Annotated in this window: 25 protein-coding genes; 13 read left to right on the plus strand and 12 right to left on the minus strand. The window is 71.7% G+C overall.

Translation table 11 applies throughout. From position 1 onward, the window contains the following. Window positions 1–128: 128 nt before the first annotated feature. The 5 genes from DEO23_RS12920 (at window position 129) to DEO23_RS12940 (ending at window position 5,525) form a co-directional block, all read left to right on the plus strand. Window positions 129–1,160: an amino acid ABC transporter permease gene (locus tag DEO23_RS12920; protein WP_240613396.1), complete on the plus strand. Its 1,032-nt coding sequence runs from the start codon at window positions 129–131 to the stop codon at window positions 1,158–1,160. Further along, the gene (locus DEO23_RS12925) at window positions 1,157–2,053 is read left to right on the plus strand and encodes an amino acid ABC transporter ATP-binding protein (protein WP_109276434.1); all 897 of its coding nucleotides are present in this window, start codon (window positions 1,157–1,159) and stop codon (window positions 2,051–2,053) included. The genes DEO23_RS12920 and DEO23_RS12925 overlap by 4 nt, the downstream gene beginning before the upstream one ends. A gap of 90 nt (window positions 2,054–2,143) precedes the next feature. Beyond that, window positions 2,144–3,190: an ABC transporter substrate-binding protein gene (locus DEO23_RS12930; protein WP_109276435.1), complete on the plus strand. Its 1,047-nt coding sequence runs from the start codon at window positions 2,144–2,146 to the stop codon at window positions 3,188–3,190. After that, complete coding sequence (locus DEO23_RS12935; RefSeq protein WP_109276436.1) at window positions 3,190–4,173, plus strand: LLM class flavin-dependent oxidoreductase; 984 nt, start codon at window positions 3,190–3,192, stop codon at window positions 4,171–4,173. Before DEO23_RS12930 ends, DEO23_RS12935 begins: the two co-directional genes overlap by 1 nt. After that, window positions 4,170–5,525, plus strand: a complete 1,356-nt coding sequence (locus DEO23_RS12940) for an LLM class flavin-dependent oxidoreductase (protein WP_109276437.1) — start codon at window positions 4,170–4,172, stop codon at window positions 5,523–5,525. Before DEO23_RS12935 ends, DEO23_RS12940 begins: the two co-directional genes overlap by 4 nt. 191 nt (window positions 5,526–5,716) lie before the next feature. Here the strand turns inward: DEO23_RS12940 and DEO23_RS12945 are convergent, their stop codons facing one another. After that, window positions 5,717–6,418 carry an HAD family hydrolase gene (locus DEO23_RS12945; protein WP_109276438.1) on the minus strand — a complete coding sequence of 234 codons (702 nt, stop codon included), beginning with the start codon at window positions 6,416–6,418 and terminating at the stop codon, window positions 5,717–5,719. 213 nt (window positions 6,419–6,631) lie between these two features. Next, a complete protein-coding gene (gene rpmB / locus DEO23_RS12950; protein ID WP_109276439.1) occupies window positions 6,632–6,829 on the minus strand; it encodes a 50S ribosomal protein L28 in 198 nt (65 codons plus the stop codon). Between the two features lie 301 nt (window positions 6,830–7,130). Between rpmB and DEO23_RS12955 the strand changes: the two genes are divergently transcribed. Together DEO23_RS12955 and rsmD are read left to right on the plus strand one after the other, a co-directional pair. Next, entirely contained in the window at window positions 7,131–9,386 is a 2,256-nt protein-coding gene (locus tag DEO23_RS12955) for an ATP-dependent DNA helicase RecG (RefSeq protein WP_109276440.1), read from the plus strand. A gap of 1 nt (window position 9,387) precedes the next feature. Then, window positions 9,388–9,963 (plus strand): 16S rRNA (guanine(966)-N(2))-methyltransferase RsmD, encoded by a 576-nt coding sequence (gene rsmD, locus DEO23_RS12960; protein ID WP_109276441.1) that lies wholly within the window; start codon window positions 9,388–9,390, stop codon window positions 9,961–9,963. 18 nt (window positions 9,964–9,981) lie between these two features. Here rsmD and DEO23_RS12965 read toward each other — a convergent pair whose 3' ends face one another. Beyond that, entirely contained in the window at window positions 9,982–10,527 is a 546-nt protein-coding gene (locus DEO23_RS12965) for a GNAT family N-acetyltransferase (protein WP_109276442.1), read from the minus strand. An 87-nt stretch (window positions 10,528–10,614) separates the two neighbouring features. Then, on the minus strand, window positions 10,615–10,989 hold the full coding sequence (locus tag DEO23_RS12970; protein ID WP_109276443.1) for a VOC family protein: 375 nt from the start codon (window positions 10,987–10,989) through the stop codon (window positions 10,615–10,617). Between the two features lie 18 nt (window positions 10,990–11,007). On the opposite strand from DEO23_RS12970, the gene DEO23_RS12975 reads away from it, so the two are divergent. Continuing rightward, complete coding sequence (locus tag DEO23_RS12975; protein ID WP_240613397.1) at window positions 11,008–11,886, plus strand: helix-turn-helix domain-containing protein; 879 nt, start codon at window positions 11,008–11,010, stop codon at window positions 11,884–11,886. On the opposite strand, the gene fdhD is transcribed toward DEO23_RS12975, so the two are convergent. From fdhD to DEO23_RS13000, 5 genes are read right to left on the minus strand one after another with little or no spacing between them, the layout of a single operon-like run. Beyond that, a complete protein-coding gene (gene fdhD, locus DEO23_RS12980; RefSeq protein ID WP_109276445.1) occupies window positions 11,876–12,781 on the minus strand; it encodes a formate dehydrogenase accessory sulfurtransferase FdhD in 906 nt (301 codons plus the stop codon). The genes DEO23_RS12975 and fdhD overlap by 11 nt on opposite strands. Window positions 12,782–12,785: 4 nt before the next feature. Beyond that, on the minus strand, window positions 12,786–13,940 hold the full coding sequence (locus DEO23_RS12985) for a sulfate/molybdate ABC transporter ATP-binding protein (protein WP_109276446.1): 1,155 nt from the start codon (window positions 13,938–13,940) through the stop codon (window positions 12,786–12,788). Then, window positions 13,937–14,725, minus strand: coding sequence for an ABC transporter permease (locus DEO23_RS12990; protein ID WP_240613398.1), 789 nt, complete (start codon window positions 14,723–14,725; stop codon window positions 13,937–13,939). Before DEO23_RS12990 ends, DEO23_RS12985 begins: the two co-directional genes overlap by 4 nt. Beyond that, on the minus strand, window positions 14,722–15,543 hold the full coding sequence (modA, locus tag DEO23_RS12995; protein WP_109276447.1) for a molybdate ABC transporter substrate-binding protein: 822 nt from the start codon (window positions 15,541–15,543) through the stop codon (window positions 14,722–14,724). The genes DEO23_RS12990 and modA overlap by 4 nt, the downstream gene beginning before the upstream one ends. A 23-nt stretch (window positions 15,544–15,566) precedes the next feature. Continuing rightward, complete coding sequence (locus DEO23_RS13000) at window positions 15,567–15,968, minus strand: TOBE domain-containing protein (protein WP_109276448.1); 402 nt, start codon at window positions 15,966–15,968, stop codon at window positions 15,567–15,569. A gap of 92 nt (window positions 15,969–16,060) precedes the next feature. Here DEO23_RS13000 and DEO23_RS13005 point away from each other — a divergent pair, with 92 nt between their 5' ends. From DEO23_RS13005 to DEO23_RS13025, 5 genes are all read left to right on the plus strand, one after another. Beyond that, window positions 16,061–17,131 (plus strand): ThiF family adenylyltransferase, encoded by a 1,071-nt coding sequence (locus DEO23_RS13005; RefSeq protein ID WP_109276449.1) that lies wholly within the window; start codon window positions 16,061–16,063, stop codon window positions 17,129–17,131. Beyond that, window positions 17,128–18,351: a molybdopterin molybdotransferase MoeA gene (locus DEO23_RS13010; RefSeq protein WP_109276450.1), complete on the plus strand. Its 1,224-nt coding sequence runs from the start codon at window positions 17,128–17,130 to the stop codon at window positions 18,349–18,351. Before DEO23_RS13005 ends, DEO23_RS13010 begins: the two co-directional genes overlap by 4 nt. Next, a complete protein-coding gene (gene moaC, locus DEO23_RS13015) occupies window positions 18,348–18,878 on the plus strand; it encodes a cyclic pyranopterin monophosphate synthase MoaC (RefSeq protein ID WP_109276451.1) in 531 nt (176 codons plus the stop codon). The genes DEO23_RS13010 and moaC overlap by 4 nt, the downstream gene beginning before the upstream one ends. A gap of 119 nt (window positions 18,879–18,997) precedes the next feature. Continuing rightward, window positions 18,998–19,306: a DUF6457 domain-containing protein gene (locus DEO23_RS13020; RefSeq protein ID WP_205678965.1), complete on the plus strand. Its 309-nt coding sequence runs from the start codon at window positions 18,998–19,000 to the stop codon at window positions 19,304–19,306. Beyond that, a complete protein-coding gene (locus DEO23_RS13025; RefSeq protein WP_109276452.1) occupies window positions 19,303–19,542 on the plus strand; it encodes a MoaD/ThiS family protein in 240 nt (79 codons plus the stop codon). Before DEO23_RS13020 ends, DEO23_RS13025 begins: the two co-directional genes overlap by 4 nt. 76 nt (window positions 19,543–19,618) lie before the next feature. On the opposite strand, the gene moaA is transcribed toward DEO23_RS13025, so the two are convergent. The 3 genes from moaA to DEO23_RS13040 are packed head-to-tail and all read right to left on the minus strand — an operon-like array spanning window position 19,619 to window position 21,647. Continuing rightward, on the minus strand, window positions 19,619–20,728 hold the full coding sequence (gene moaA, locus DEO23_RS13030) for a GTP 3',8-cyclase MoaA (protein WP_109276453.1): 1,110 nt from the start codon (window positions 20,726–20,728) through the stop codon (window positions 19,619–19,621). Then, window positions 20,725–21,165, minus strand: a complete 441-nt coding sequence (locus tag DEO23_RS13035; RefSeq protein WP_109276454.1) for a molybdenum cofactor biosynthesis protein MoaE — start codon at window positions 21,163–21,165, stop codon at window positions 20,725–20,727. The genes moaA and DEO23_RS13035 overlap by 4 nt, the downstream gene beginning before the upstream one ends. Further along, the gene (locus DEO23_RS13040) at window positions 21,162–21,647 is read right to left on the minus strand and encodes a MogA/MoaB family molybdenum cofactor biosynthesis protein (protein ID WP_109276455.1); all 486 of its coding nucleotides are present in this window, start codon (window positions 21,645–21,647) and stop codon (window positions 21,162–21,164) included. The genes DEO23_RS13035 and DEO23_RS13040 overlap by 4 nt, the downstream gene beginning before the upstream one ends. Window positions 21,648–21,830 lie beyond the last annotated feature (183 nt).

Genomic DNA, 21,830 nt, shown 5'->3' on the forward strand with positions numbered 1-21,830 from the left:
TGCCACAACGAAAGACTCGCTTATACGGTCCATAACTGCAACAGGGGTGTTACGTGCGTTCACACAACACCCTGCCTCGCGGACCCGTCAGCCGACCCGTCCGAGACCGTCCGATGGAAGGCGCACCCGTGACACTGACCGCACGCCAAGCGGCATCCCGCACGCTCCGCTCGAGCGGCGCGGATGCCGACGCGAGTGCTCCGGACCGAGCCCCCGCTGCCTCCTCCCTCGACGCGCTCGGCGACGAGGGGATCGCGAGGCTGAGGATCGCGCCGGCCCATCGGCCCGTGCGCCGCATCGTGGTGGCCGTGCTGGGGGCACTCGTGCTCCTCGCCCTCGTGCTGATCGTGCTGAACCCGCGATGGGAATGGAACGTGGTCGCCAGCTGGTTCCTCGCGCGCTCGATCATCCGCGGGCTGCTGGAGACCCTCAAGCTCACGGTGCTCGCAGGGGTCCTCGGCTTCGGGCTCGGTCTCGTGCTGGCGCTGATGAGGCTCTCCGGATCACGCCTCGCAGCGGGTCTGTCGTGGACGTTCTCCTGGATCTTCCGCTCCACGCCGCTGCTGGTGCAGATGCTGATCTGGTTCAACCTCGGGTACCTCTACGACAGGATCGTCATCGGCATCCCGATGACCGACCTGACCCTGTTCGACGAGCGCACCAGCACGCTGATGACCCCGCTGATCGCCGCGGTGCTGGGTCTCGGGCTTCACCAGGCCGCCTACGCCTCCGAACTCATCCGCGGCGGCATCCTCTCCGTGGACGCCGGCCAGGTCGAGGCCGCGAGCGCCCTCGGCATCCCGGCCCGTCACCGACACCTGCGCATCGTGCTCCCGCAGGCGATGCGCGCCATCCTCCCCACGGCATTCAACGAGGTGATCGGGCTCGTCAAGGGAACCGCGATCGTCTACGTCATCGCCCACGCCGAGCTGTTCTTCACCGTGCAGCTGATCTACGGGCGCACCCAGCAGGTGCTGCCGATGCTGATGGTCGCGACCCTCTGGTACATCGTCATCACCTCGCTGCTCTCGATCGCCCAGTACTACATCGAGCGACACTTCGCGAAGGGAGCCGTGCGCACGCTCCCGCCCACCCCGCTGCAGCGTCTGCGGGCGAACCTGGGCGCGAAGGGCCGCGACCGCACGGAGGTGCACGCATGAGCGTCCTCGACACATCGACCGGCAGCAAGCCCACGGGATCCGACGGCCGACCCGACGGCGGGCCCGACGCGCGGGCGGAGGACCGGGACCCCCGGACCGGCACCCGTGCCGCCCTCCAGGGAGGGAAGGGCGCACGCGTCGAGGTGCGCGGGGCCCACAAGTCCTACTGGGACCTCGAGGTGCTGCGAGGCGTCGACCTGACCGTGGAGCCCGGCACCGTCACCGCCGTCCTCGGGCCCAGCGGCTCAGGCAAGTCGACCCTGCTGCGTACGATCAACCACCTCGAGGCCCTCGACCGGGGCGCGGTCGCGATCGACGGCGAGATCATCGGCTACGACCTGCGGGGGGATCTCCTGGTCGAGCTGCCGGAGAAGAAGGTGCTGGCCCAGCGCACGCGCGTCGGCATGGTCTTCCAGCAGTTCCACCTGTTCGGGCACATGACGGCGCTGCAGAACGTCGCCGAGGCCCCGCGCCGCGCGCTCGGGGTGCCCAAGCGCGAGGCCCTCGCCCGGGCGCAGGAGCTGCTCGAGGTGGTCGGCCTCGGTGCGAAGGCCGACGCCTATCCCCGTCGGCTCTCGGGCGGTCAGCAGCAGCGGGTGGCGATCGCTCGCGCGCTCGCGCTGCGCCCGCAGGTGCTCCTGTTCGACGAACCCACCTCCGCCCTCGACCCCGAGCTGGTCGAGGAGGTGCTCTCGGTGATCCGCGAGCTCTCCCGCGCCGGGACCACCCTGCTGATCGTCACCCACGAGGTCCACTTCGCGCGGGACGTGGCGGACCAGGTCGTCTTCATGGACGGCGGACGGATCGTCGAGCAGGGCACGCCCGCCCAGGTGATCGACGCACCCCGCCACGAGCGCACCCGTGGCTTCCTCCAGCGCATCCACGCCGGATGAGCGTGCACAGCCGGCACAGTGACCACGTCAGTCCCGCGCCTGCCCGATGACCACTGCGACCACGCTCGCCCCCACGCCCCAGGAGACCCGATGACCCCAGCCCGCTCCGCCTCGCGCTCACCGCGCGGCCACCTGCAGCCACCCGGCCGCGTTCTCACGCGGCGAGGGATGCTCGCCGGCGCCGCATCGCTGCCCGCTCTCGCCGCCCTCGCGGCCTGCGCCGACCCCACCACCGTCAGCAGCGCCTCGGGGACCTCCGGTGTATCCGACAGCGGCGGCTCCTCGGACGGCGGCTCGAGCCCGATCGACACCTCCGGCAAGCAGAAGCGGATCCGCACGAAGGTCGACGAGGAGCTCGCCAAGGCCGTTCCCGAGACCTTCCGCAAGGACGGGAAGCTGACGGTAGCGACCACCGTGGTGGGCGGACCGCCCCTGTGCTTCATGGCCGACGACAACAAGACCCCGATCGGCTCCGAGCCCGACATCGCCCAGCTGGCCGCCGACAAGCTCGGCCTCGAGCTGGACCTGAAGATCACCAGCTGGGAGAACTGGCCGCTCAAGCTCAAGACCGGCGAGTTCGAGGTCGTACACTCCAACGTCGGCATCAACGACGAGCGTCTGCACACCTTCGACTTCGCCTCCTACCGCCGTGCCTTCATGACCTTCCTGGTGAAGAAGGGCGCGAAGCTGGGCCTCGGGGAGCCCGACTCGGTCAGCGGTCGCATCATCGCCGTGGGCAACGGCACCAACCAGGAAGCCCTGCTCATGCGCTGGAACGAGGATCTAAAGAAGGACGGCAAGGACCCCGCCGAGCTCAAGAACTTCTCGAGCGATGCCGATGTCCTCCTCGCCCTCGGATCCGGTAGGGTCGACGCCTACTTCGCCCCCTTCGAGACCATGAACTACGTCGCCTCCACCCGCGACGACGTCGAGACCCAGGGCAAGATCGACGAGCTCTCGCCCGGGAAGACGCTCGTCGCCGCCACCTTCAAACGCGGAACCGGCATCGCCGAGGTCTACGCCAAGGCGCTCCAGGCCACCATCGACGAGGGCACCTACGCCAAGGTCCTCGACCGTTGGGGACTGGGCTCGGAAGCCGTGAAGACCAGCCGCGCACACACCAAGGAGAACCCGTGATGAGCACACCGCCCGTCCTGACACTGGATCTGCCCTCCGCCCCATCCGCGCTGCCGACACTGCGTGAGCTGGCGCCGGCGCTGGACGCCGCGGGCCTCGGCGGCCTCAGCGTCAGCGGCGACGCCGAGGCCGGCGACCTCCACCCGATCCACGTGGCCTCGCATCTCGCCCCATTGACCCGGGCGCTCGCGGTCCTGGTACGCACCGACGCGATCGACGTCGAGCCCTTCCACCTGGCCACGCAGCTGATGAGCCTGGACCACATCAGCCACGGCCGCGCCGGGTGGCTCGTCGAAGCACGCTCCGACGACGCCGCCGCCCAGGCCGTCGGCCGCGAGGCGCTCGACGACGCGGCGCGGGAGCAGGAGGCGGCCGACGTCCTCGCCGCCTCCCGCCTGCTCTGGGACTCCTGGACGGACGACGCGGTCGTGCGCGACATCAGCACCGGCGTGTTCGTCGACGCCGCGCGCCTGCAGTACGCCGACTTCGAAGGCCAGAGCTTCTCGGTCAAGGGGCCCTCGATCACCCCGCGTTCCCCGCAGGGACAGCTCCCCGTCCTGGTCGCGGACGCCGACCGGCAGAGCGTCGGAGCCGCCGTCGCGGAGCAGGGCGCCGACGGGCGTGCGATCGACGTGCGCGTCGACGTCGAGGCGACCGCCCAGGACATCGCCGGGGCCGTGCGTGAAGCGCTCGGCGCTGCGACGGCCCAGCAGGCCGACGCTCCGGGGCGAACGCCCCGGGTGGTCCGTCTGATCGGCCTCGTCGAGGCCGGCGCCGAGGCCGAGACCGCTGCTCCGGCAGCTCTGGCCGCTCGGCTCGCCGACGCCGCCGCCCAGCTGCGGGCCGATGACCTCATCGCCCCCGCGCCCGCGTCCGGCGCGTCCCTGCGCGACCAGCTGGGTCTACCCCGCCCCGAGGTCACCATCGATCCCGCGCGCCGCTCCGACCGCGCCCGCACCAGCCCCGAGGAGACCGCCGCATGAGCAGCACCGTCACCGAGAACCCCACCACCGGGCCGTCGGCCGAGGAGTCGGCGCACCCGATCCACCCCTCCCACACCCCGAGCGGCACGATCCGCCTCGGCGTGTTCTACCAGGGGGTCAACTCCACGACCGTGTGGAAGGCGCCCGAGAGCGGCGACCAGGTCGCCTGGGAATCCTTCGAGCGCCTCATCACCACCGCCGAGCGCGGGCTGTTCTCCGCGTTCTTCCTCGGCGAGGGCCTGCGCCTGCGCGAGCACCGCGGCGTCCCGCTCGAGTTCGACGTGGCTGGACGCCCGGACGCGCAGACCCTGCTGGCCGCGCTCGCCTCGATCACCGAGAACATCGGTCTGGTCGCCACGCAGAACACCACGTACAACGACCCGGTCGATCTCGCACGGCGCTTCCAGAGCCTCGACCTGCTGAGCGACGGCCGCGCGGCCTGGAACATCGTCACCACCGACAACGCGTGGACCGGTGAGAACTTCCGCCGCGGCGGCTACATCGACCACTCCGAGCGCTACGTGCACGCCGAGGCCTTCGTCGACGTGGCGAAGAAGATCTGGCGCGGCGAGGACGTCGACCACGCGGGCAACCACTACCACGTGCGCGCGGGCGGCAAGCTGCCGCGCTCCCGCCAGGGCGAGCCGGTCCTCTTCCAGGCCGGCATCTCCCCGGAGGGCCGGGACTTCGCGGCCCGCACGGCCGACGTCATCTTCTCGCCCTTCGGCGACCTCGAGCGCGCGATCGACTTCCGCCACGACATCGTCGAGCGCACGCTGGCCGCCGGCCGCTCCGCCGACGAGGTCCGGATCTACCCGGGCGCCGAGTTCGCCCTCGCCCCGACCGAGGCGGAGGCCCAGGACAAGCTGCACTGGCTGCGGGAGAACCAGGTCGGCCCGGAGCAGGCGATCGCCCTGCTCGAGCAGTACTGGGGGAGGGATCTCTCGGAGTTCGACCCCGACGGGCCGCTGCCGGACGTCAAGCCCGAGGTCTCCGAATCCGGTGTCACACGAGGCGCCGGTTTCCAGTTCAAGAAGGCCGAGGAGCTCACGCGCGAGTGGCGCGAGGAGGCGGCCGAGAAGGGGCTGTCGATCCTCGAGTTCGCCCGCTCGCGTCAGGGCTCCCGCGGCAGCACCTTCGCCGGTTCCTACGACGGCGTCGCCGACCGCCTCGCCGAGTACGCCCGGTACGGCGCGGTCGACGGGCTGAACATCACGCCGTGGCTGGTGCCCGGCGGACTCGACGACATCGTCGACGAGCTGGTCCCGCGCCTCCAGGAGCGCGGCGTCTACCCGACCGAGTACACCGGGTCGACGCTGCGGGAGAACCTCGGGCTGCCGCCGCTCGACTGAGGGGTTGGTCGGGCCCGGAAACAGGGGTGGGCCCGGGTTGGGGCCGGGACAGGGCTGGCCTGGGCCGGAGCCGGCCTGAGCCGGGGCCGGCCTGAGCCGGGGCCGGCTGGTCCCTCCGAAGCCCTGGTGACCTCATGACCCGGTGGGGGAGACCAGCAAGCCCGGGGTCCCCGCTTCCCGGCCGCGTTCCCTCACGCTCGGGTGAGCCGCACCGCCCGCCACCCGAACTCCTCGGCCGCGCGCACGTGGTTCGCGCTGTCGTCGAGGAAGGCGACGGCTCGGCGCGGGATGGTGCGCCCGAGCACCTGCTGGATGCGTCGGTGCCCGGCCTCGAAAGCTTCCTGATCGGGCTTGATCGCGCCGAGCTCGGCCGAGTTCAGCACGTGGTCGCCCTGCACGTCGAGCAGCTCGCGCAGTCCCGCATCCCGTCCAGCGGTCGGACCCGCGGTGGGTTGCTGCTGCTCGGACGCCCGCAGCTCTGCGATCTCCTGCCGCACGCGGTCGGTCCCGTTGGTGAAGACGAAGACGTCTACGTCGCGCGACTGTGCGTCGACGAGGGCAGCGAGGACGTCGGGGTCCAGGTGACCTCTCTCCGCGGCCCAGGTGGAGACGGCGTGATGTGCTGCCTCGGGTTCTGCACCCCGGCGGATCAGCTCGGCGACGTTCGACTCGCGCCACTGCGCGTGGGTGGTGCGGCCACGCGTGACGTCCTCCAGGAGGGGATTGCGCAGGATCGCCTCGAACACGGCCCCCGACCCGAGACCCAGCTCGGTGCCAAGCCGATCCCACAGCGCGGAGTCGAAGACACGGAGCACACCGTCGAGATCGCTGACGGCGACCTCGAGGTCGGGGTCGGCGAGGAGCACGCGGAAGTCGTCGAGACCGTCGGGCATCTGCACAGGATAGGGCGTCGCCTCGACCGATCCGCCCGCGAAGGAAGCCGAGGGGGCCGGCGGCAGCACCTGCCCGGACGACCCGCGGGACGCACGGGACGCCCCCGAATCGACGGGACGACCCCGGACGCACGGAAGCCCCCACCGTGATGGTGAGGGCTCCGAGGTGAATCCCGAGGGGTCACGCGGCCACGCGGGCCGGGCGGGTCCTGCTCAGGCGCCGACCTTCTGCACCTTGCCGGCCTTGAGGCAGGAGGTGCAGACGTTCATGCGCGTGGGGGTGCCGTTGATCACGGTGCGCACGGTCTGGATGTTCGGGTTCCAGCGGCGCGAGGTGCGGCGGTGCGAGTGGGACACGCTCTTGCCGAAGCTCGGGCTCTTGGCGCAGATGTCACACGTGGAAGCAGCCACTGTCGTCTCCTGAAGTCGAATCGTTGCGGGTGCCTCACCCGACGGACGCGTCCCGGCCGACGCTCGATCGTCGGAGGTCCCGCATACCGTGGTCGACCACAGGGCATGCGGTCGCGCAAGGCAACTCCGACAGCATAGCCCACGGGTGTGGTCGGTCGGAACCGGGCAGAGGCTCGTGCGCTGTGGATTCAGACACAGCCGCCCTGGTAGGTGGCACCATTGTCTCGCAGCCGCGCGCGGCGGTGCAGGCCATTGCGCCCGACGCAGCACGACAGCCACGACAGGTACGAGGGGAGGCGCGATGGCAGCGGGCACGAACGGAGCGAGCCGGGCCGCGGGCACGACACGTCGCTCCTCCGGAGTGCCCGAGCTCGGGGAGATCCTCACCGACACCGAGCTGAAGGCCCTGCGTCAGCAGGGGGCCGAGGACCTCGACGACATGCTGCGGCTGATCCCCCTGCGTCACGTGATCCCCGGTCCCATCAGCAGTCTGCGGGATCTGCACGAGGGCCAGGACGTCAGCGCGATCGTGGACGTCGTCGACTCGCGCACCCGGCGCATGAAGCGTCGGCCGGGTTCGATCCTCGAGGTGCTGGTCAGCGACGGCACGGACCGTCTGACCCTGACGTTCTTCCTGCCCAAGGACCACCAGGTGCGCTGGCACCAGGAGCGGCTCGCCACCGGCACCCGGATCGTCGTCTTCGGCACCGTCCACTTCGATGAGCGCTACAACCACGGCGCACCGCAGATCACCAACCCCCGCTACGACCTCGTCGGTGCCAGCGAGGAGGCGCTCGTCACGGCGATGCGACCGATCCCCGTCTACTCCCTGCGCGGTCGCACCAAGCAGAGCACCATGCGGGCCGCATACTCCAAGGCCGTGGAGTACGCGGGCCAGCTGACCACGATCCTGCCGCCCACCGTCCTCGCCGCCCAGCACCTGCCCACGCTCGGCGAGGCGATGCGCAAGGTCCACGCCCCGCACACGGCCGACGAGATCGCCGAAGGCATGCGTCACCTCGTGATCGAGGAGGCGTTCGTGCTGCAGACGATCTTCGCGCAGCGGCGGGCCCTGGACGCGCGCACCCCGGCGCCGGCCCTGCGCGCCGACGATCCCCTACAGGGGCTCCTGGACGCCCGCCTGCCGTTCACGCTCACCGAGGAGCAGGCCGAGGTCGGCGAGGCGATCCGTCATCAGCTGGCGCGCTCGCACCCCACCAACGTGCTGCTGCAGGGTGACGTGGGATCGGGCAAGACGGTGGTCGCCCTGCGCGCGATGCTGCAGGCCGTCGACTCCGGATACCAGGCCGTGCTCCTCGCCCCCACCGAGGTCCTCGCCGAGCAGCACCACCGGACCATCCGTGGCCTGCTCGGCGACCTCGGCGCGGCCGACCACATGCATGCGCATCCCGATGCCACCACCGTGCGCCTGCTCACCGGGTCCCAGCCCACCGCGGAGCGACGGCGGACCCTGCTGGACATCACCAGCGGCACCGCCGGCATCATCGTGGGCACCCATGCGGTGCTCACCCAGAGCGTCGAGTTCGCCTCCCTGGGCCTGGCGGTGATCGACGAGCAGCACCGCTTCGGCGTCGACCACCGGCGCCGGCTGCGTGCCAAGGGGCCCGAGGGGCAGAGCCCCCACGTGGTGGTGATGACCGCGACCCCGATCCCACGCACGGCGGCCCTCGCCACGGCAGGTGACCTGGACGTGCTCAGCCTGCGGCAGATCCCCGCCGGACGCCCCGGTGTGTCCTCCTACGTGGTCCATGAGCAGGACCCCAGCTGGGAGGCGCGGATGTGGGAGCGCACGGCCGAGGAGATCCGCCAGGGCCGGCAGGCCTTCGTCGTCTGCGCGCGCATCGACGACTCGAGCGGCCGCGGCTCGTCCGACGACCTGCTGGAGTACATCGGTCCGGGCGATCTCGCGGGCATCCCGGGGATGGATCCGCGCAGCGTCACCGACACCGCCGAGCGTCTCGCCTCGCGTCCCGAACTGCAGGGAGTCCGGATCGGGATCCTCCACGGACGTCTCTCGGGGCAGGAGAAGCAGGACGTCATGGATGCGATGGTCGCCGGGGAGGTCGACCTGCTGGTCGCCACCACCATGATCGAGGTGGGCGTGGACCTGCCCAACGCCTCGGTGATGATCGTGCTGGACGCCGAACGGTTCGGTGTCTCCCAGCTGCACCAGCTGCGCGGTCGGATCGGCCGCGGCGAGTACCCCGGCATCGCGTTCTTCGACACCCGCGCCCCGCACGGATCGGAGGCCTCCGATCACCTCACCAGCGTCGCCGCCACCACCGATGGCTTCGCCCTGGCGGAACTGGACATGCAGCGCCGCGGCACGGGCGACCTGGTGGGGGAGGAGCAGTCCGGTCTGCACCGCACCCTGCGCTACCTCGACGTGGTGCGGGACTCCGAGATCATCGCCCGCGCCCGCAACGACGCCTTCGACCTCGTGGCCGGGGACGTGGAGCTCGAGGACCACCCGCAGCTTGCCGCCGCCGTCCAGCGCCGTCTGCGCGACGCCGACCCGAACGTCGAGAGGAGCTGAGATGCCGCGCATCATCGCCGGTGCCCTGGGTGGGCGCACCATCCCAGGCCCGCCCGGCAAGGGCACGCGTCCCACCTCGGACCGGGTACGTGAAGCCCTGTTCTCCCGCCTCCAGGGATGGGACGCCATCACGGGCGCCCGCGTCCTCGACCTCTACGCGGGCACCGGGGCCCTCGCCTTCGAGGCCCTCTCCCGTGGCGCCGCGTCCGCGACGCTCGTGGAGATGCACGGTGCGACGGCGCGGCAGCTGCGCCGCACCGCTGCGGAGCTCGGTCTCGAGGACCGCTGCGACGTGCGCGCCGCGAAGGCCGAGCAGGTGGCAGCCTCCCTCGCGGAGACCGCGGGGCCCAGTGACATCTTCACCCTGGTCTTCCTGGACCCGCCCTACGAGGTGGCGACCGAGACCCTCGAGCAGCTGCTGGTCACGGTGCGCCCCGCCCTCACGGACGATGCCCTCGTCGTGATCGAGCGCTCGAGCAGGAGCCGGCCGATCGAGTGGCCGGGCGGTTGGGCCGATGACGGCGCCAAGGCCTACGGCGAGACGGTCCTGCAGTACGGCGGGCCGCAGACGGACTGATCGTCGAGCGCCGACCGGTCAGCGGGACATGCGGATCTCCCGCAGATCCCCGAGGGACGCATCGACGGTGACGCCGCCGTCGGCCGCGAACCCGACCTTCTCGTAGAAGCGCCGGGCGCGCGGGTTGGCCTCCACCACCCACAGGTAGGCGGGACGATCCCCCAGCAGGTCCGCGACCATGGCCTGGGCGAGCCCGCTCCCATGACTCGACGCGAGGACGTTGAGGGTCTGCAGCTGCACAGACCGAGGAGCGTCCTCGTCGAGAGCGGGACCGATCATGAGGAAGCCGAGCGGTGCGCCGCCGGGCCGGCGACCGATGCGGATGCGCTCGTGCAGCAGGTCGGCATCCCACGTCTCCAGGATCCGGTGCCACATGCTGCGGCGGCGCTCGAGAGCGGCGTCGTCGAAGGCGGCCTGCGGGACGATCCCCGCATAGGCCTCGCGCCAGGCCTGGTTGTGGACCTCGGCGAGGGCGTCCGCATCGGCGAGGACGGGGACGTCGAGGCGGAAGGAGGGTTCGTCCGCACTCGGGCGGGGTGAGGAGCAGGCATCGGCGGGCGTCACGTGCGTCAGTATCGCCGAATGCACGCCAGGCGGCTCCTACCCGGTCCCGCCCACCTGTGGCGCACTGACCTCGACGGGGCCGCGGCCTCAGCCCCAGTTCTTCTCGTCCGTGAGGCAGAAGGCGTGGCCTGCGGGATCCTGCAGCACGATCCAGGACTCACCGGGCTGTGGATCGACCCGTGTCGCGCCGAGCTCGACGCACCGGGCGGCCGCGGCCTCCGGATCGGTCACGGCCAGGTCGAAGTGGAATTGTTTGCGGCCGTCGTCAGGCCAGCTGACAGGTTGGAGGTCGGGGATGCGACCGATGCCGAGCGCGCTGCTGGGGCCGGCGAGCATCGCGTACTCCTCCTCGAGGACCGTGATGGGCCAGCCCAGCACTCCGGACCAGAAGTGGGCCAGGGGAGCGGTCTCGGCGGCGTCCAGGGTGATCATGGCGAGGCGGGCCAGTGCGGTGTCGTTCATGCGTGCCAGACTGCCGCCATGGGCGCCGGCGCGGATTGGACGAACGCGACATCCGCTCGCGGTCATGTCCCGCCCGCCCACATGTACGGCCATGTCCTGCGTCCCGAGGACCTGTTGGGGCGCGCGGTCTACGGGTCCGCTGTGCCCGCTCCCTCGCTCACCCCGTGGGTGGAGCGTTACTGGTCCGTGCGGTGGGAGCTCGGCCCCGGGGAGATGTTCCCCGTCTCGACCCTCGATGATCCGTCGCTCCATCTGACGATCGAGCGCGGGGGCGTGCGACGCGACGGCACCGATGGGGCGGGGGACTGGATAACCGGCCCTGTCACGCGCGGCCGTTTCGACGTGCAGCTCACGGGATCGGGCAGCGTGCTGGGGGTCAAGTTCGCCCTCGGCGGCACCACGGCGTTCGTCCATGCCGACCTGCGTGCACTGCGGGATCGCACCGTGCCCGCCTCCGACTGGTTCCCCGACACATCGGGCTCCCTCCACGGCATCGGTGATCTTCCGGCCGATGCGGAGCAGGCAGCCCCTCGCCTCGATGCCTGGCTGATGGCAGCGCATCCTGCCGACTCCCACGAGATGCCCGCGGTGCGACACGTCCTGGCCCTGCTCGAGGATCCACGGACACGGACCCTCGCCGAGCTCGAGGAGCGCTCAGGGTTCTCCGCGCGGTCTCTCCAGCGCCTGGTCGACCGGAACCTCGGTGTCGGGGTGAAGCGGATGCTGATGCGGGCACGGGTGATCGATGCGACCGCTGCGATCGACCACGGTGATCCGCGGACGCTCGGACAGCTCGCCCTCGACCTCGGCTGGTTCGACCAGTCCCATTTCATCCGGGACTTCCGCGCGGTCACGGGTGAGACCCCGGCGCGCTACGCCGGGCGTCTCAGGGGATGATCGCGGGCGCTGCTGCGACGTCGTCCGCCGCGTCCTCGCCGGCACCGGGAGCGGCGCCCGGAGCGAGCACGCGCGCGGCGTGGGTGTAGACGTTCAGCCGCGGTCCCCGCACGAAGCCCAGCAGCGTCAGCCCTGCCTCGTCGGCGAGCTCGACGGCGAGGGACGACGGGGCGGAGACGGCGGAGAGGACGGGGATCCCGGCCATCACGGCCTTCTGCACGAGCTCGAAGCTCGCTCGCCCGGAGACCTGCAGGATCGTTCCGCGGGCGGGCAGTCGGCCCTTCTGGGCGGCCCACCCCACCACCTTGTCCACGGCGTTGTGCCGGCCGACGTCCTCGCGCAGCACGAGCAGCTCGCCGTCGGCGGTGAACAGCCCTGCGGCATGCAGACCGCCGGTCTTGTCGAACACGTCCTGGTGCTCGCGCAGTGTCTCCGGGAGCGAGGCGATCAGCTCGGGGGTGAGGCGGAGATCCTCATCCGTCACCCCGAAGGCGGAGACCGTGCGCACCGCGTCGATGCTCGCCTTCCCGCACACCCCGCAGGAGCTCGTGGTGTAGAAGTTCCGCTCGGTCGCGGCATCCGGCGGCGGCACGTGCGCGGCCAGGGACACGTCCAGGACGTTGTACGTGTTCGCCTCGCCGCCGAGGCCCGTGCCCGGGCCGCCGCAGTGGATCGCCGTGAGGACGTCGCCGCCGTCGCGGATGATCCCCTCGGAGAGGAAGAATCCTGTGGACAGCTCGACGTCGTGGCCGGGCGTGCGCATCGTGACCGCGACCGGCCGGCCGTCGGCGCGGATCTCCAGCGGCTCCTCGACGGCGAGCGTGTCGGGCCTGCGGGTGGTCCCGGAGTCCAGGCGGATCCGGGTCACCGGCCGCTTCGCGGTGATGCGTCCCATGCCCTCAGGGTACGTCGAGGCCGACGAGCCGCAGGGAGCGAGGCGCGAAGCCCAGGCGCGAGCCGACCACGGGGAGACCCTGCCCGGCGACCTCGGTCGCACGCTGCGTCGTCACGTCCGCGATCAGGCCGTTGTCGGCCTCCACGAGCACACGGCCGGCGCTCGCGCGCACGCCGATCACCCGGCCGGGCACGGAGGCGAGGGATGCGTCCGCCGTGCCCGGCAGCAGCTCCACGTCGGTGGGGGAGGCGATGCCGAGAGCGCGCACGCCGCGGCGCGGCGGGGAGCCCGGGTCAGGGCGCCCGGGCAGCAGGACGCCCTCGACCCGCAAACCCTGCGCGCTGGTCTCGCCCTCGATCGCTCCGAATCCGGCCAGTCGGGCGCCGAAACGACTGCGCGGAGCAGTCACAAGGTGCTCGGGGGAGGCCTGCTCGCGGACGCGGCCTGCCTCGAGCACGAGGCAGGTGTCGGCCAGGTCCCACGCGTCGCTGAGCTGGTGGGTGACCAGGACTGCGGTGGTGCCCGTGCGGGTGAGCTCCCGGTCCAGCATCCCGCGCACCCGCGGCACCGTTTCGGCGTCCAGGGCGGCGAAGGGCTCGTCGAGCAGGATCACCGACGGCCCGGCGGCGAAGGCGCGCGCGAGGGCGACCCGCTGCTGCTGACCGCCCGAGAGCCGGTACGGGCGCTGACGGGCGTGATCCGTCAGGTCCACGCGCTCGAGCCACTCCAGGGCGAGGTCGCGGGATGCTCGTCGGCCCGAGCCACGCGACCGCGGACCGAAGGCGACGTTGCCCACCAGGTCGAGGTGGGGGAACAGCAGCGGGCGCTGTTCGAGCAAGGTGATGGCTCGGCGGTGGGCGGGGACGCTGCGGCGACCGGGAGCATCGAGGACGCGCTCGGTCGCGGCCTCGCCCAGGGAGATCCGACCGGCGCTCAGAGGAACCGTGCCGGCGAGGGCCCCGAGGATCGTGGACTTCCCCGCCCCGTTCGCACCGAGCAGCGCGAGACGCTGACCGGGGGCGAGCGTGAGATCGGCACGAACCGTGAAAGCGGTCCGCTCGACCTCGATCTGCGCGGAGAGCCCCGAGCCTCGATGCGTCGTGCCGCCGCTCCTCGGGCCTTCGTCCGTCGCGCCCGTCCCCCTCGCGCCTGTGCTCATCGCACGGCCTCCTCCCGCCAGGAACGCAGCCCGGCGACGATGACGATGGCGCTGATCAGCAGCAGGAGGGACAGGGCCAGGGCGGAGTCCTGGCTCACGCCCACCCCGTTGTAGGCGGTGTAGATCGCCAGCGGCATGGTGCGGGTGATGCCCTGCGAATTACCGGCGAACAGGGCTGTCGCGCCGAACTCGCCCATGGCGCGGGCGAAGGCGAGCACCGTCCCGGCCACCAGCCCGGGCGCCACCAGCGGCAGCGTCACTCGGGTCAGCACCCTCCAGCGGTTCGCCCCGAGCGAGGCCGCTACCCACTCGTGCCCCTGCCCGGACGTGCGCAGCACCCCCTCGAGAGTGATGACCAGGAAGGGCATCGCGACGAACGTCTGGGCGACCACGACACCCGCCGTCGTGTACGGCAGGGACAGCCCGGTGGCCTCGAAGATCGGTCTTCCCACCACGCCGGAGCGCCCCAGCAGCGAGAGCAGCGCGAGGCCGCCCACCATGGGCGGCAGCACCAGCGGCACCATCACCGCCGCCCGCAACACCGCGGCCAGGCGTGCGGAGGCCCGCGCTATGACGAGTGCCAGAGGGAAGCCGAGGACCAGACAGGCGAGCGTCGAGCAGGCCGCCGTCAACAGCGACAGCCACAGTGCCTGCAGCGTCGTCGGCGAGAGCAGGTCCTCCCCGAGCGTGGACCAGCGCACGCGGGTGAGCATCCCCGCGAGCGGCAGCACGAGCACGGCCAGGCCCGCTACGGCGATGCCCCGCAGCCAGACCGGTGTGCTCACGGCGCGCCGAAGCCTGCGTCGTGCAGGACCTTCTGGCCGTCGTCCGAGAGCAGGAACTTCTCGAAGACCTTCCCGCCCTCGGCGTGCTTCGCTTTCGTCGGGACCGCGACCGGGTACTTGTTGACCGCCTGCTTCGACTCGGGGAACTCGACGCCCTCGAGCTTGTCGCCCGCGGCCTTGATGTCGGTGGTGTAGACCAGGCCGGCGTCCGCCTCGCCCTGCGAGACCCGGTTGACCACGCTGGTCACGTTCGTCTCCTCGCTGACAGGCTTCAGCGTGGTGCCGGTGGCCTTCTCGACGGTGTCGGTCGCCTGACCGCACGGGACCTCGGAGGCGCAGGTGACGAGCGAGGTCCCCGTGGCGGTGAGGTCGTCGAAGGAGGTGATCTTCTTCGGGTTGCCGGGAGCGACGGCGATCTCGAGCGTGTTGGTCGCGAAGATCTCCGACGAGTCGGTGATCCCCGCCTTCGTCAGCGGATCGAGACTCGCCTCGGAGGCGAAGGCGAGCACGTCGACGTCGGCGCCGTCGATCGCCTGGGTCGCGAGGGCCTGCGAGCCGTCGTAGTCGATGGGGGCGATGTCGTACTCGGGGTGGGCCGTGGTGAAGGCCTTCGCGACGTCGTCGAGAGGGCCCTGGAGCGATGCGGCCGCGAAGATCGTGATGGTCTGCTTCACGTCCTCCGTGCCGGCATCGGATCCCTTCGAACCCTCGGAGCTGCCCCCGGAGCAGCCCGCGAGGGCGAAGGCCGACACGGTCAGCACGGCCCCGAGCGTGCGCAGACGGGTGACGATGCGAGGCGATGCGGATGTGCTGAGCATGAGGAGTCCTTCGGGATGGGGGATCAGGAAGTGGCCGACGGCGTCTCGACGATCACCGTGGTGGCCTTGACGACGGCGGTGGCGAGGGATCCGACCTCGAGACCGAGCTCGTCCGCAGCCTCGGAGGACATCAGGGAGACCACGCGGTGCGGGCCGCACTGCATCTCGACCTTCGCCATCACGGTGTCGCGGGTGATCCCGGTGACGATGCCGACGAAGCGGTTGCGGGCGGAGGACCCCCGTCGCACGGGGTCGGTCTGGCCGTTGCCGGAGGCCAGGCGGCGGGCGAGGTCGGCACCCTCGACGACGGTGCGTCCCGACTCGTCCCGGCTGGAGGGGAGTGATCCGGCATCGATCCAGCGCCGCACCGTGTCGTCGCTGACGCCCAGCAGCGGAGCCGCCTCGCTCACGCGGAATGTGGTCATGGCCCTAGTACACCACTGGAGCCGCATCTGCGCGCTCCCAGGGAGTCACGAGCCGCAGATGCGGGTGGGTGCGGCGAGACTACGATGGATTCATGCCTCTGCCGCCGCTCCTGGACCCCGTGGACGCGCTCCCTCCCGGTGAGGCGGAGCGGGCGTCGCGACAGCTGCGTCTACCCGAGATCGGCGAGGTGGGGCAGCGGCGGCTCGCCGCCGCGAGGATCGCGGTGGTCGGCGCCGGCGGACTGGGATCCCCGGTCCTGCAATACCTCGCCTCGGCCGGCGTCGGTCGACTCGGCATCATCGACTTCGACCGTGTCGAGTCCACCAACCTCCAGCGCCAGGTCCTGTTCGGGGTGGAGGACGTCGGTCGCCCCAAGGCCGAGGTCGCGGTCGCACGACTCGCAGGTCTCTCCCCGCACACGGATCTGCGCCCGCACCTCACCCGGCTCGATCCCACGACCGCCCCGGATCTCCTCGCCGACTACGACCTCGTGATCGACGGGACGGACACCTTCGCCACGCGCTACGCCATCGCGGATGCCTGCGAGGCCCTCGGGATCCCGCTGGTGTGGGGCTCGGTGCTGCGCTTCGACGCCCAGGCCACGGTCTTCTGGTCCGCGCCGACCGCCGGCCCGGCCATCACGCTGCGCGACGTCTTCCCCTCCGCTCCGGATCCGGCGCTCGTGCCCAGCTGCGCCGAAGCGGGCGTGATCGGTGCGCTGTGCGGACAGCTCGGTGCGATCCTCGCGATGGAGGCCATCAAGCTGATCTGCGGGATCGGTGACTCGCTGCTGGGCCGGATGCTCGTGCTCGATGCGCTCGGCGCCCGCACGCGGGAGGTGCCCCTGACGGCCGCGGAGCGCAGCCGCCCGATCCCGCGGGTCGATGTCGCCGCGGCCGAGCGCGAGGGCGCCCTGTTCCTGGACGTGCGCGAGGACGCCGAGGTCACCTCCGGGATGCTGCCCGGTGCCCTGCACATCCCGCTCGCCCGGGTGCTCACCGACCCCGCTCAGGTCCCCGTGGATCGGTCGGTGGTCGTCTACTGCCAGCGGGGTCCGCGCTCACGCGTCGCGGCGCACGCCCTGGCCGCAGCACACCCTCGGGCCGACATCCGCGTCCTGGCCGGAGGCTACGGCGACGTCACCCCGGTCGGGGCCTCATGATCCCCTGGGAGCAGCACCGCGCCCGCCTGGTCGACGCCGTACGGCGCCTCCCTGCCGACCAGGTCGACCTCGCCGCCGCGCGCGGTCTCGTCACCGCTGAGGAGGTGCGCACCCGGCACCCCGTGCCGCTGTTCGACAACTCGGCCATGGACGGGTTCGCGGTCCGCGCCGAGGACGCCGGCGAGGGCGCGCGGCTGCGCGTCACCGCCGACGTCCCGGCCGGCAGCTCCGAGGACCCGCCCGTCGGCCCCGGTGAGGCGGTACGGATCATGACCGGCGCGCCGACGCCGACCACGGCCGATGCGATCGTCCCCATCGAGGACGTCGAGCTCGAGGACGCCCCCGACACCCACGGCCGGCACACCCCGGACGCCCCGCCGGCCTGGATCACCGTGCGCAGGACTCCCCGACCCTCGGCACACATCCGCCGCGAGGGCGAGGACACCCCCTTCGGGGACGTCGCCGTGGCGGAGGGCGTCGAGCTCACGCCGTGGCGGCTCGCGGCGGTGGCGTCGGCCGGGTACTCGCGGGTAGCCGTGGTGCGCCGACCCCGGGTCGCCGTGCTCTCGACCGGGTCCGAGCTGGTCGCACCCGGCGAGCCGCTCGGTCGCGGGCAGATCCCGGAGTCCAACTCCGTCCTGCTGGCTGCGGCCCTCGAGGCCGACGGATTCGAGGTGGCCGAGGTGAGCTGGTGGCGTGACGAGGACGGTGACGAGCTGGCCCGTCACGTCGAGGCTCTCGAGGCCGATGCCGCGATCGTCAGCGGTGGGGCGAGCGTCGGTGCCTTCGACGTCGCCAAGCACGCGCTCGGCCCGCTGGGTGTGCGCTTCGAGAAGGTCGGCATCCAGCCCGGCAAGCCCCAGGGGTTCGGACTCGTGGACGGGGTGACGCCCGTGTTCTGCCTGCCGGGGAATCCCGTGGCGGTCGCCGTCTCCTACGAGATGTTCGTGCGCCCGGCGCTGCGTGCCCTCGCGGGCCACCACGATCTGCTGCGGCCGGTCGTCACCCGTCGTGCCCGCAGCTCCTGGCGCTGCCCGGTGGGGCGCGCCCAGGCGCTCCCGGCCATCATGGACGAGCACACCGTCGCGCCCGCCAGTGCGGGTGGCAGCGGCTCGCACCTGGTGGTCTCCCTCGCGGCCGCCGAGCATCTGGCGCTCGTTCCCGCCGCCACCGACCGAGTCGACGAAGGAGACGAGATCGACGTCATGGTGCTCTCATGAACCACAGCGACCCCCGGGATCGCAGTTCCCTTCAGCCGGAGGACTCCGCATCCCAGCCGTTCACCCACCTCGACGAGGACGGCCGCGCCCGCATGGTCGACGTCACCGAGAAGACGCCCACCGTGCGCAGCGCGACAGCGCGAGGGGTGGTCACCTGCACGCCGGAGATCGTGTCCGCCCTGCGCGACGGGACGGTCCCCAAGGGGGACGTGCTCGCCGTGGCGCGGATCGCCGGGATCCAGGCCGCCAAGCGCACACCCGAGCTGCTGCCGTTGGCCCATGTGATCGGTGTGCACGGAGCGGTCCTCGACGCGGAGATCACCGAGGGCGGGGTCGAGCTGCGGGCGACCGTGCGCACGGCAGACCGTACGGGGGTGGAGATGGAGGCCCTGACGGCCGTCTCCGTCGCTGCGCTGGCCGTCGTCGACATGGTGAAAGGCCTGGACAAGTCCGTGGCGATCGACCGCATCGAACTGGTGGAGAAGACCGGCGGCAAGAGCGGCAGGTGGCGGCGGGCCGAGAGCTGAGGGACCCTGCCGCAGCGCCCCTCCCACACCTGGAATGATGGACGAGCCCGCGCCCGGACGGGGCCGTTCGTCATCCACCGTTCGTCATCGAACGTTCGTCACCGAGCAGAGGAGATCCCATGCCCCGCGAGACACCTCCCGAGGTCGACGACTGGATCGAGCGGCTCGCGCCCGCCCTGGACCTCGATCCCCAAGATGTCGCCACGAACCGGCTGCTGGGACTGACCGGCCAGGTCGCCCACGGCGTCACCCGCCCCGCAGGCCCTGTGACCACCTACCTGCTGGGACTGGCGGTGGCGAGCGGCCGGGACCTCGAGGACGCGGCCGGCGTCGTCACCACGCAGCTGGCCGCCTGGAAGGACGAGCACCCCGCCGAGGGTGACGAGACCGACGGCATTCGGCCCGGCCCGGAGGGCAGCCGGTCATGAGGGTGCGCCTGTTCGCGGGCGCCGCCGACGCCGCCGGGACCGAGGAGACACAGCTGACGGGCCCGATGGAGCTCGGCGAGCTGCGCCGCCGTCTGGAGGAGAGCCACGGACCGGAGTTCGCGCGCGTGCTCGGCCTGTGCTCCCTGCTCGTGGACGGCACCCGCACCGACCAGGACGCAGCGGTCATCGGCGAGGACGCCACGGTCGACGTGTTGCCACCCTTCGCGGGCGGCTGATCCGAGCAGCTTGCCCCCGCCGGACGCTGTCGAAGCCGGTCGAGCCGAGATGCTCGAGTCGCAGCAGGCCCGGATCTCAGCCCCCGATCGCGGACATCGGCCGGTCCGGCTGCAGGAAACCGGGGTCGTCGATCCCGTGCCCGGGGCGCTTGGCCCCGATGCTCGCGCGGATCATCCACGCCACGTCCTCGTCCGAACCGCCGGAACGCAGAAGCGTGAGGAGATCCGACTCCTCCCGCGCGAACAGGCAGTTGCGCAGCTGGCCGTCGGCCGTGAGCCGCACCCGGTCGCAGGCACCGCAGAAGGGTGCCGTCACCGAGGCGATGACGCCGACGGTCGCGTCGGTGCCCTCGACCGCGAACACCTCGGCGGGGCTGGATCCGCGGTCGCCGACGGGAGTGAGCGTGAACTGCTCGGAGAGCTTCTCGAGGATCTCCTCGCCGTCGACCATCGTGTGACGCGACCAGACGTGACCCGCGTCCAGCGGCATCTGCTCGATGAAGCGCAACTCGGCCTCCTGGTCGATGGCGAAGCGCAGCAGGTCGCAGAACTCGTCGTCGTTGACCTCACGCATCGCGACCGCATTGATCTTCAGCGGACGCAGTCCCGACTCACGCGCGGCGGCGATGCCCTTCTGCACGGCGGAGAAGCGCTCGCGCCGGGTCAGGGTCGTGAAGCGCTCGGGGTCGACCGTGTCCAGGCTGATGTTCAGCCGTGCGAGCCCCGCATCCTGCAGATCCTCCATGACGCGGTCCAGACGGATCGCGTTGGTCGTCATCGAGATCTCCAGCGGACCCTGCGGGCCCTCGATCGCGTGGAGACGGCGTACCACCTCGACGATGTCCGGCCTCAGCAGCGGCTCCCCGCCGGTCAGCCGCACCTCGACGATGCCGAGCCGGGCGAGGACCCGGGCGACCCGCTCGATCTCGTCGGTGGTCAGGACGTTCTCCTTGGCCAGCCACGGCAGGCCCTCGGCGGGCATGCAGTAGGTGCAGCGCAGGTTGCACTTGTCGGTCAGCGACACCCGCAGATCCCGGTGAACGCGCCCGAAGCTGTCCACCAGCGGGCCGTCCCAGACGTCGTCGGACGCGGGGGGCCTCGTCGGGGCCGACGGGGAATCGGCCGTGCGCACCCGGACGGTCGGGGTGGGCAGCGCGACGGGCGTGGGGTGGACGGCGGTGCTCATGCGCTCGCTCCTGGTGCGAGGGAACCCAGGCCGATCCACTCGGCGGTGCCGTCGGCCTCGACCTGGCGCTTCCACACCGGCAGGCGCTCCTTGACGCGCTCGACGACCTCGCGGGAGATCGTGAAGGCGGCGTCACGGTGGCGGCTCGAGACGGCGGCCACGATCGCGGTCTCGCCGACGGCGAGGAAGCCGATGCGATGGGAGACGGCGATGCGCACGTCCGGGGCGTCGCAGGTCGCCGCGATCTGACCCAGCAGGCGCTCGGCATCGGGGTGGGCGGAGTAGTCCAGCCGCTCGACGGTGCCGCCGGCTTCCGGGTCGTTGTCGCGCACCGTGCCCACGAACACGGCCGTCGCTCCGGCGTGAGGAGAGGCGACGGCATCGAGGTGCGCCGAGATGTCCAGCGGCGCGTCGGTCAGCGCGGCGGAGATGATCACCGGTGATCGCCTCCCCGCACCTGGTCGGCGACGTGGGAGGCGACGGCGAGGATCACGGGCATGCCGTCCTGCACGGCGCCGGGGGAACCCGCCACGTTCACGATCAGGCTGCGACCGCGGACCCCCGCGACGCCGCGAGAGAGCATCGAGGCGGGCAGCTGATCCGCGACCATCGCTCGCAGACGCTCCGCGATCCCCGGGACCTCGCGGTCCAGCAGCTGGAGGGTCGCCTCGGGGGTGACGTCCCGCGGGCCGAGGCCCGTCCCGCCGCTCGTGACGATCAGGGCGTCGCCGCGCTCGGCAGCGGTGAGGATGGCGGTGGTGATCGCCTGGGCCTCGTCGGGAACGACGACGGCGGTCACCGACCAGCCGTCCTGCTCGAGCAGACGTGCACCGATCGGGCCCGAACGATCCTCTCGTGACCCCTCCGCGCTGCGGTCGGACACGGTGATCATCGCTGCTGATCGCTCCGCGTGCTCCATGCCTTCCATCGTAGTGGCGCGGCGTGCGTCGGTGGGAAGAGGCGATCGCGCCGCTCAGCTGCGCGCCCGGGTCGCGAAGCCGCCGCGGTGGGCACCGCTGTCGACGCCGACGAGGGCTCCGCCGAGGGCGGATCAGCGCAGCGTGGATCCGCACAGCGCGGAGACTCGACCAACGGCGCATCC

The organism is Brachybacterium endophyticum (genome assembly GCF_003130585.1).
Taxonomy (GTDB): Bacteria; Actinomycetota; Actinomycetes; order Actinomycetales; family Dermabacteraceae; genus Brachybacterium; species Brachybacterium endophyticum.

Coding starts and splice junctions, on each gene's coding strand:
- DEO23_RS12930 (WP_109276435.1), top strand. CDS start 2,144: ATGACCCCAGCCCGCTCCGCCTCGCGCTCACCGCGCGGCCACCTGCAG.
- DEO23_RS12940 (WP_109276437.1), top strand. CDS start 4,170: ATGAGCAGCACCGTCACCGAGAACCCCACCACCGGGCCGTCGGCCGAG.
- fdhD (WP_109276445.1), bottom strand. CDS start 12,781: ATGGGACGCATCACCGCGAAGCGGCCGGTGACCCGGATCCGCCTGGAC.
- modA (WP_109276447.1), bottom strand. CDS start 15,543: ATGCTCAGCACATCCGCATCGCCTCGCATCGTCACCCGTCTGCGCACG.
- DEO23_RS13010 (WP_109276450.1), top strand. CDS start 17,128: ATGATCCCCTGGGAGCAGCACCGCGCCCGCCTGGTCGACGCCGTACGG.
- DEO23_RS12955 (WP_109276440.1), top strand. CDS start 7,131: ATGGCAGCGGGCACGAACGGAGCGAGCCGGGCCGCGGGCACGACACGT.
- DEO23_RS13000 (WP_109276448.1), bottom strand. CDS start 15,968: ATGACCACATTCCGCGTGAGCGAGGCGGCTCCGCTGCTGGGCGTCAGC.
- DEO23_RS12975 (WP_240613397.1), top strand. CDS start 11,008: ATGGGCGCCGGCGCGGATTGGACGAACGCGACATCCGCTCGCGGTCAT.
- DEO23_RS12970 (WP_109276443.1), bottom strand. CDS start 10,989: ATGAACGACACCGCACTGGCCCGCCTCGCCATGATCACCCTGGACGCC.
- moaA (WP_109276453.1), bottom strand. CDS start 20,728: ATGAGCACCGCCGTCCACCCCACGCCCGTCGCGCTGCCCACCCCGACC.
- moaC (WP_109276451.1), top strand. CDS start 18,348: ATGAACCACAGCGACCCCCGGGATCGCAGTTCCCTTCAGCCGGAGGAC.
- DEO23_RS13025 (WP_109276452.1), top strand. CDS start 19,303: ATGAGGGTGCGCCTGTTCGCGGGCGCCGCCGACGCCGCCGGGACCGAG.
- DEO23_RS13005 (WP_109276449.1), top strand. CDS start 16,061: ATGCCTCTGCCGCCGCTCCTGGACCCCGTGGACGCGCTCCCTCCCGGT.
- DEO23_RS12925 (WP_109276434.1), top strand. CDS start 1,157: ATGAGCGTCCTCGACACATCGACCGGCAGCAAGCCCACGGGATCCGAC.
- DEO23_RS12935 (WP_109276436.1), top strand. CDS start 3,190: ATGAGCACACCGCCCGTCCTGACACTGGATCTGCCCTCCGCCCCATCC.
- rsmD (WP_109276441.1), top strand. CDS start 9,388: ATGCCGCGCATCATCGCCGGTGCCCTGGGTGGGCGCACCATCCCAGGC.
- DEO23_RS13040 (WP_109276455.1), bottom strand. CDS start 21,647: ATGGAGCACGCGGAGCGATCAGCAGCGATGATCACCGTGTCCGACCGC.
- DEO23_RS13020 (WP_205678965.1), top strand. CDS start 18,998: ATGCCCCGCGAGACACCTCCCGAGGTCGACGACTGGATCGAGCGGCTC.
- DEO23_RS12985 (WP_109276446.1), bottom strand. CDS start 13,940: ATGAGCACAGGCGCGAGGGGGACGGGCGCGACGGACGAAGGCCCGAGG.
- DEO23_RS12945 (WP_109276438.1), bottom strand. CDS start 6,418: ATGCCCGACGGTCTCGACGACTTCCGCGTGCTCCTCGCCGACCCCGAC.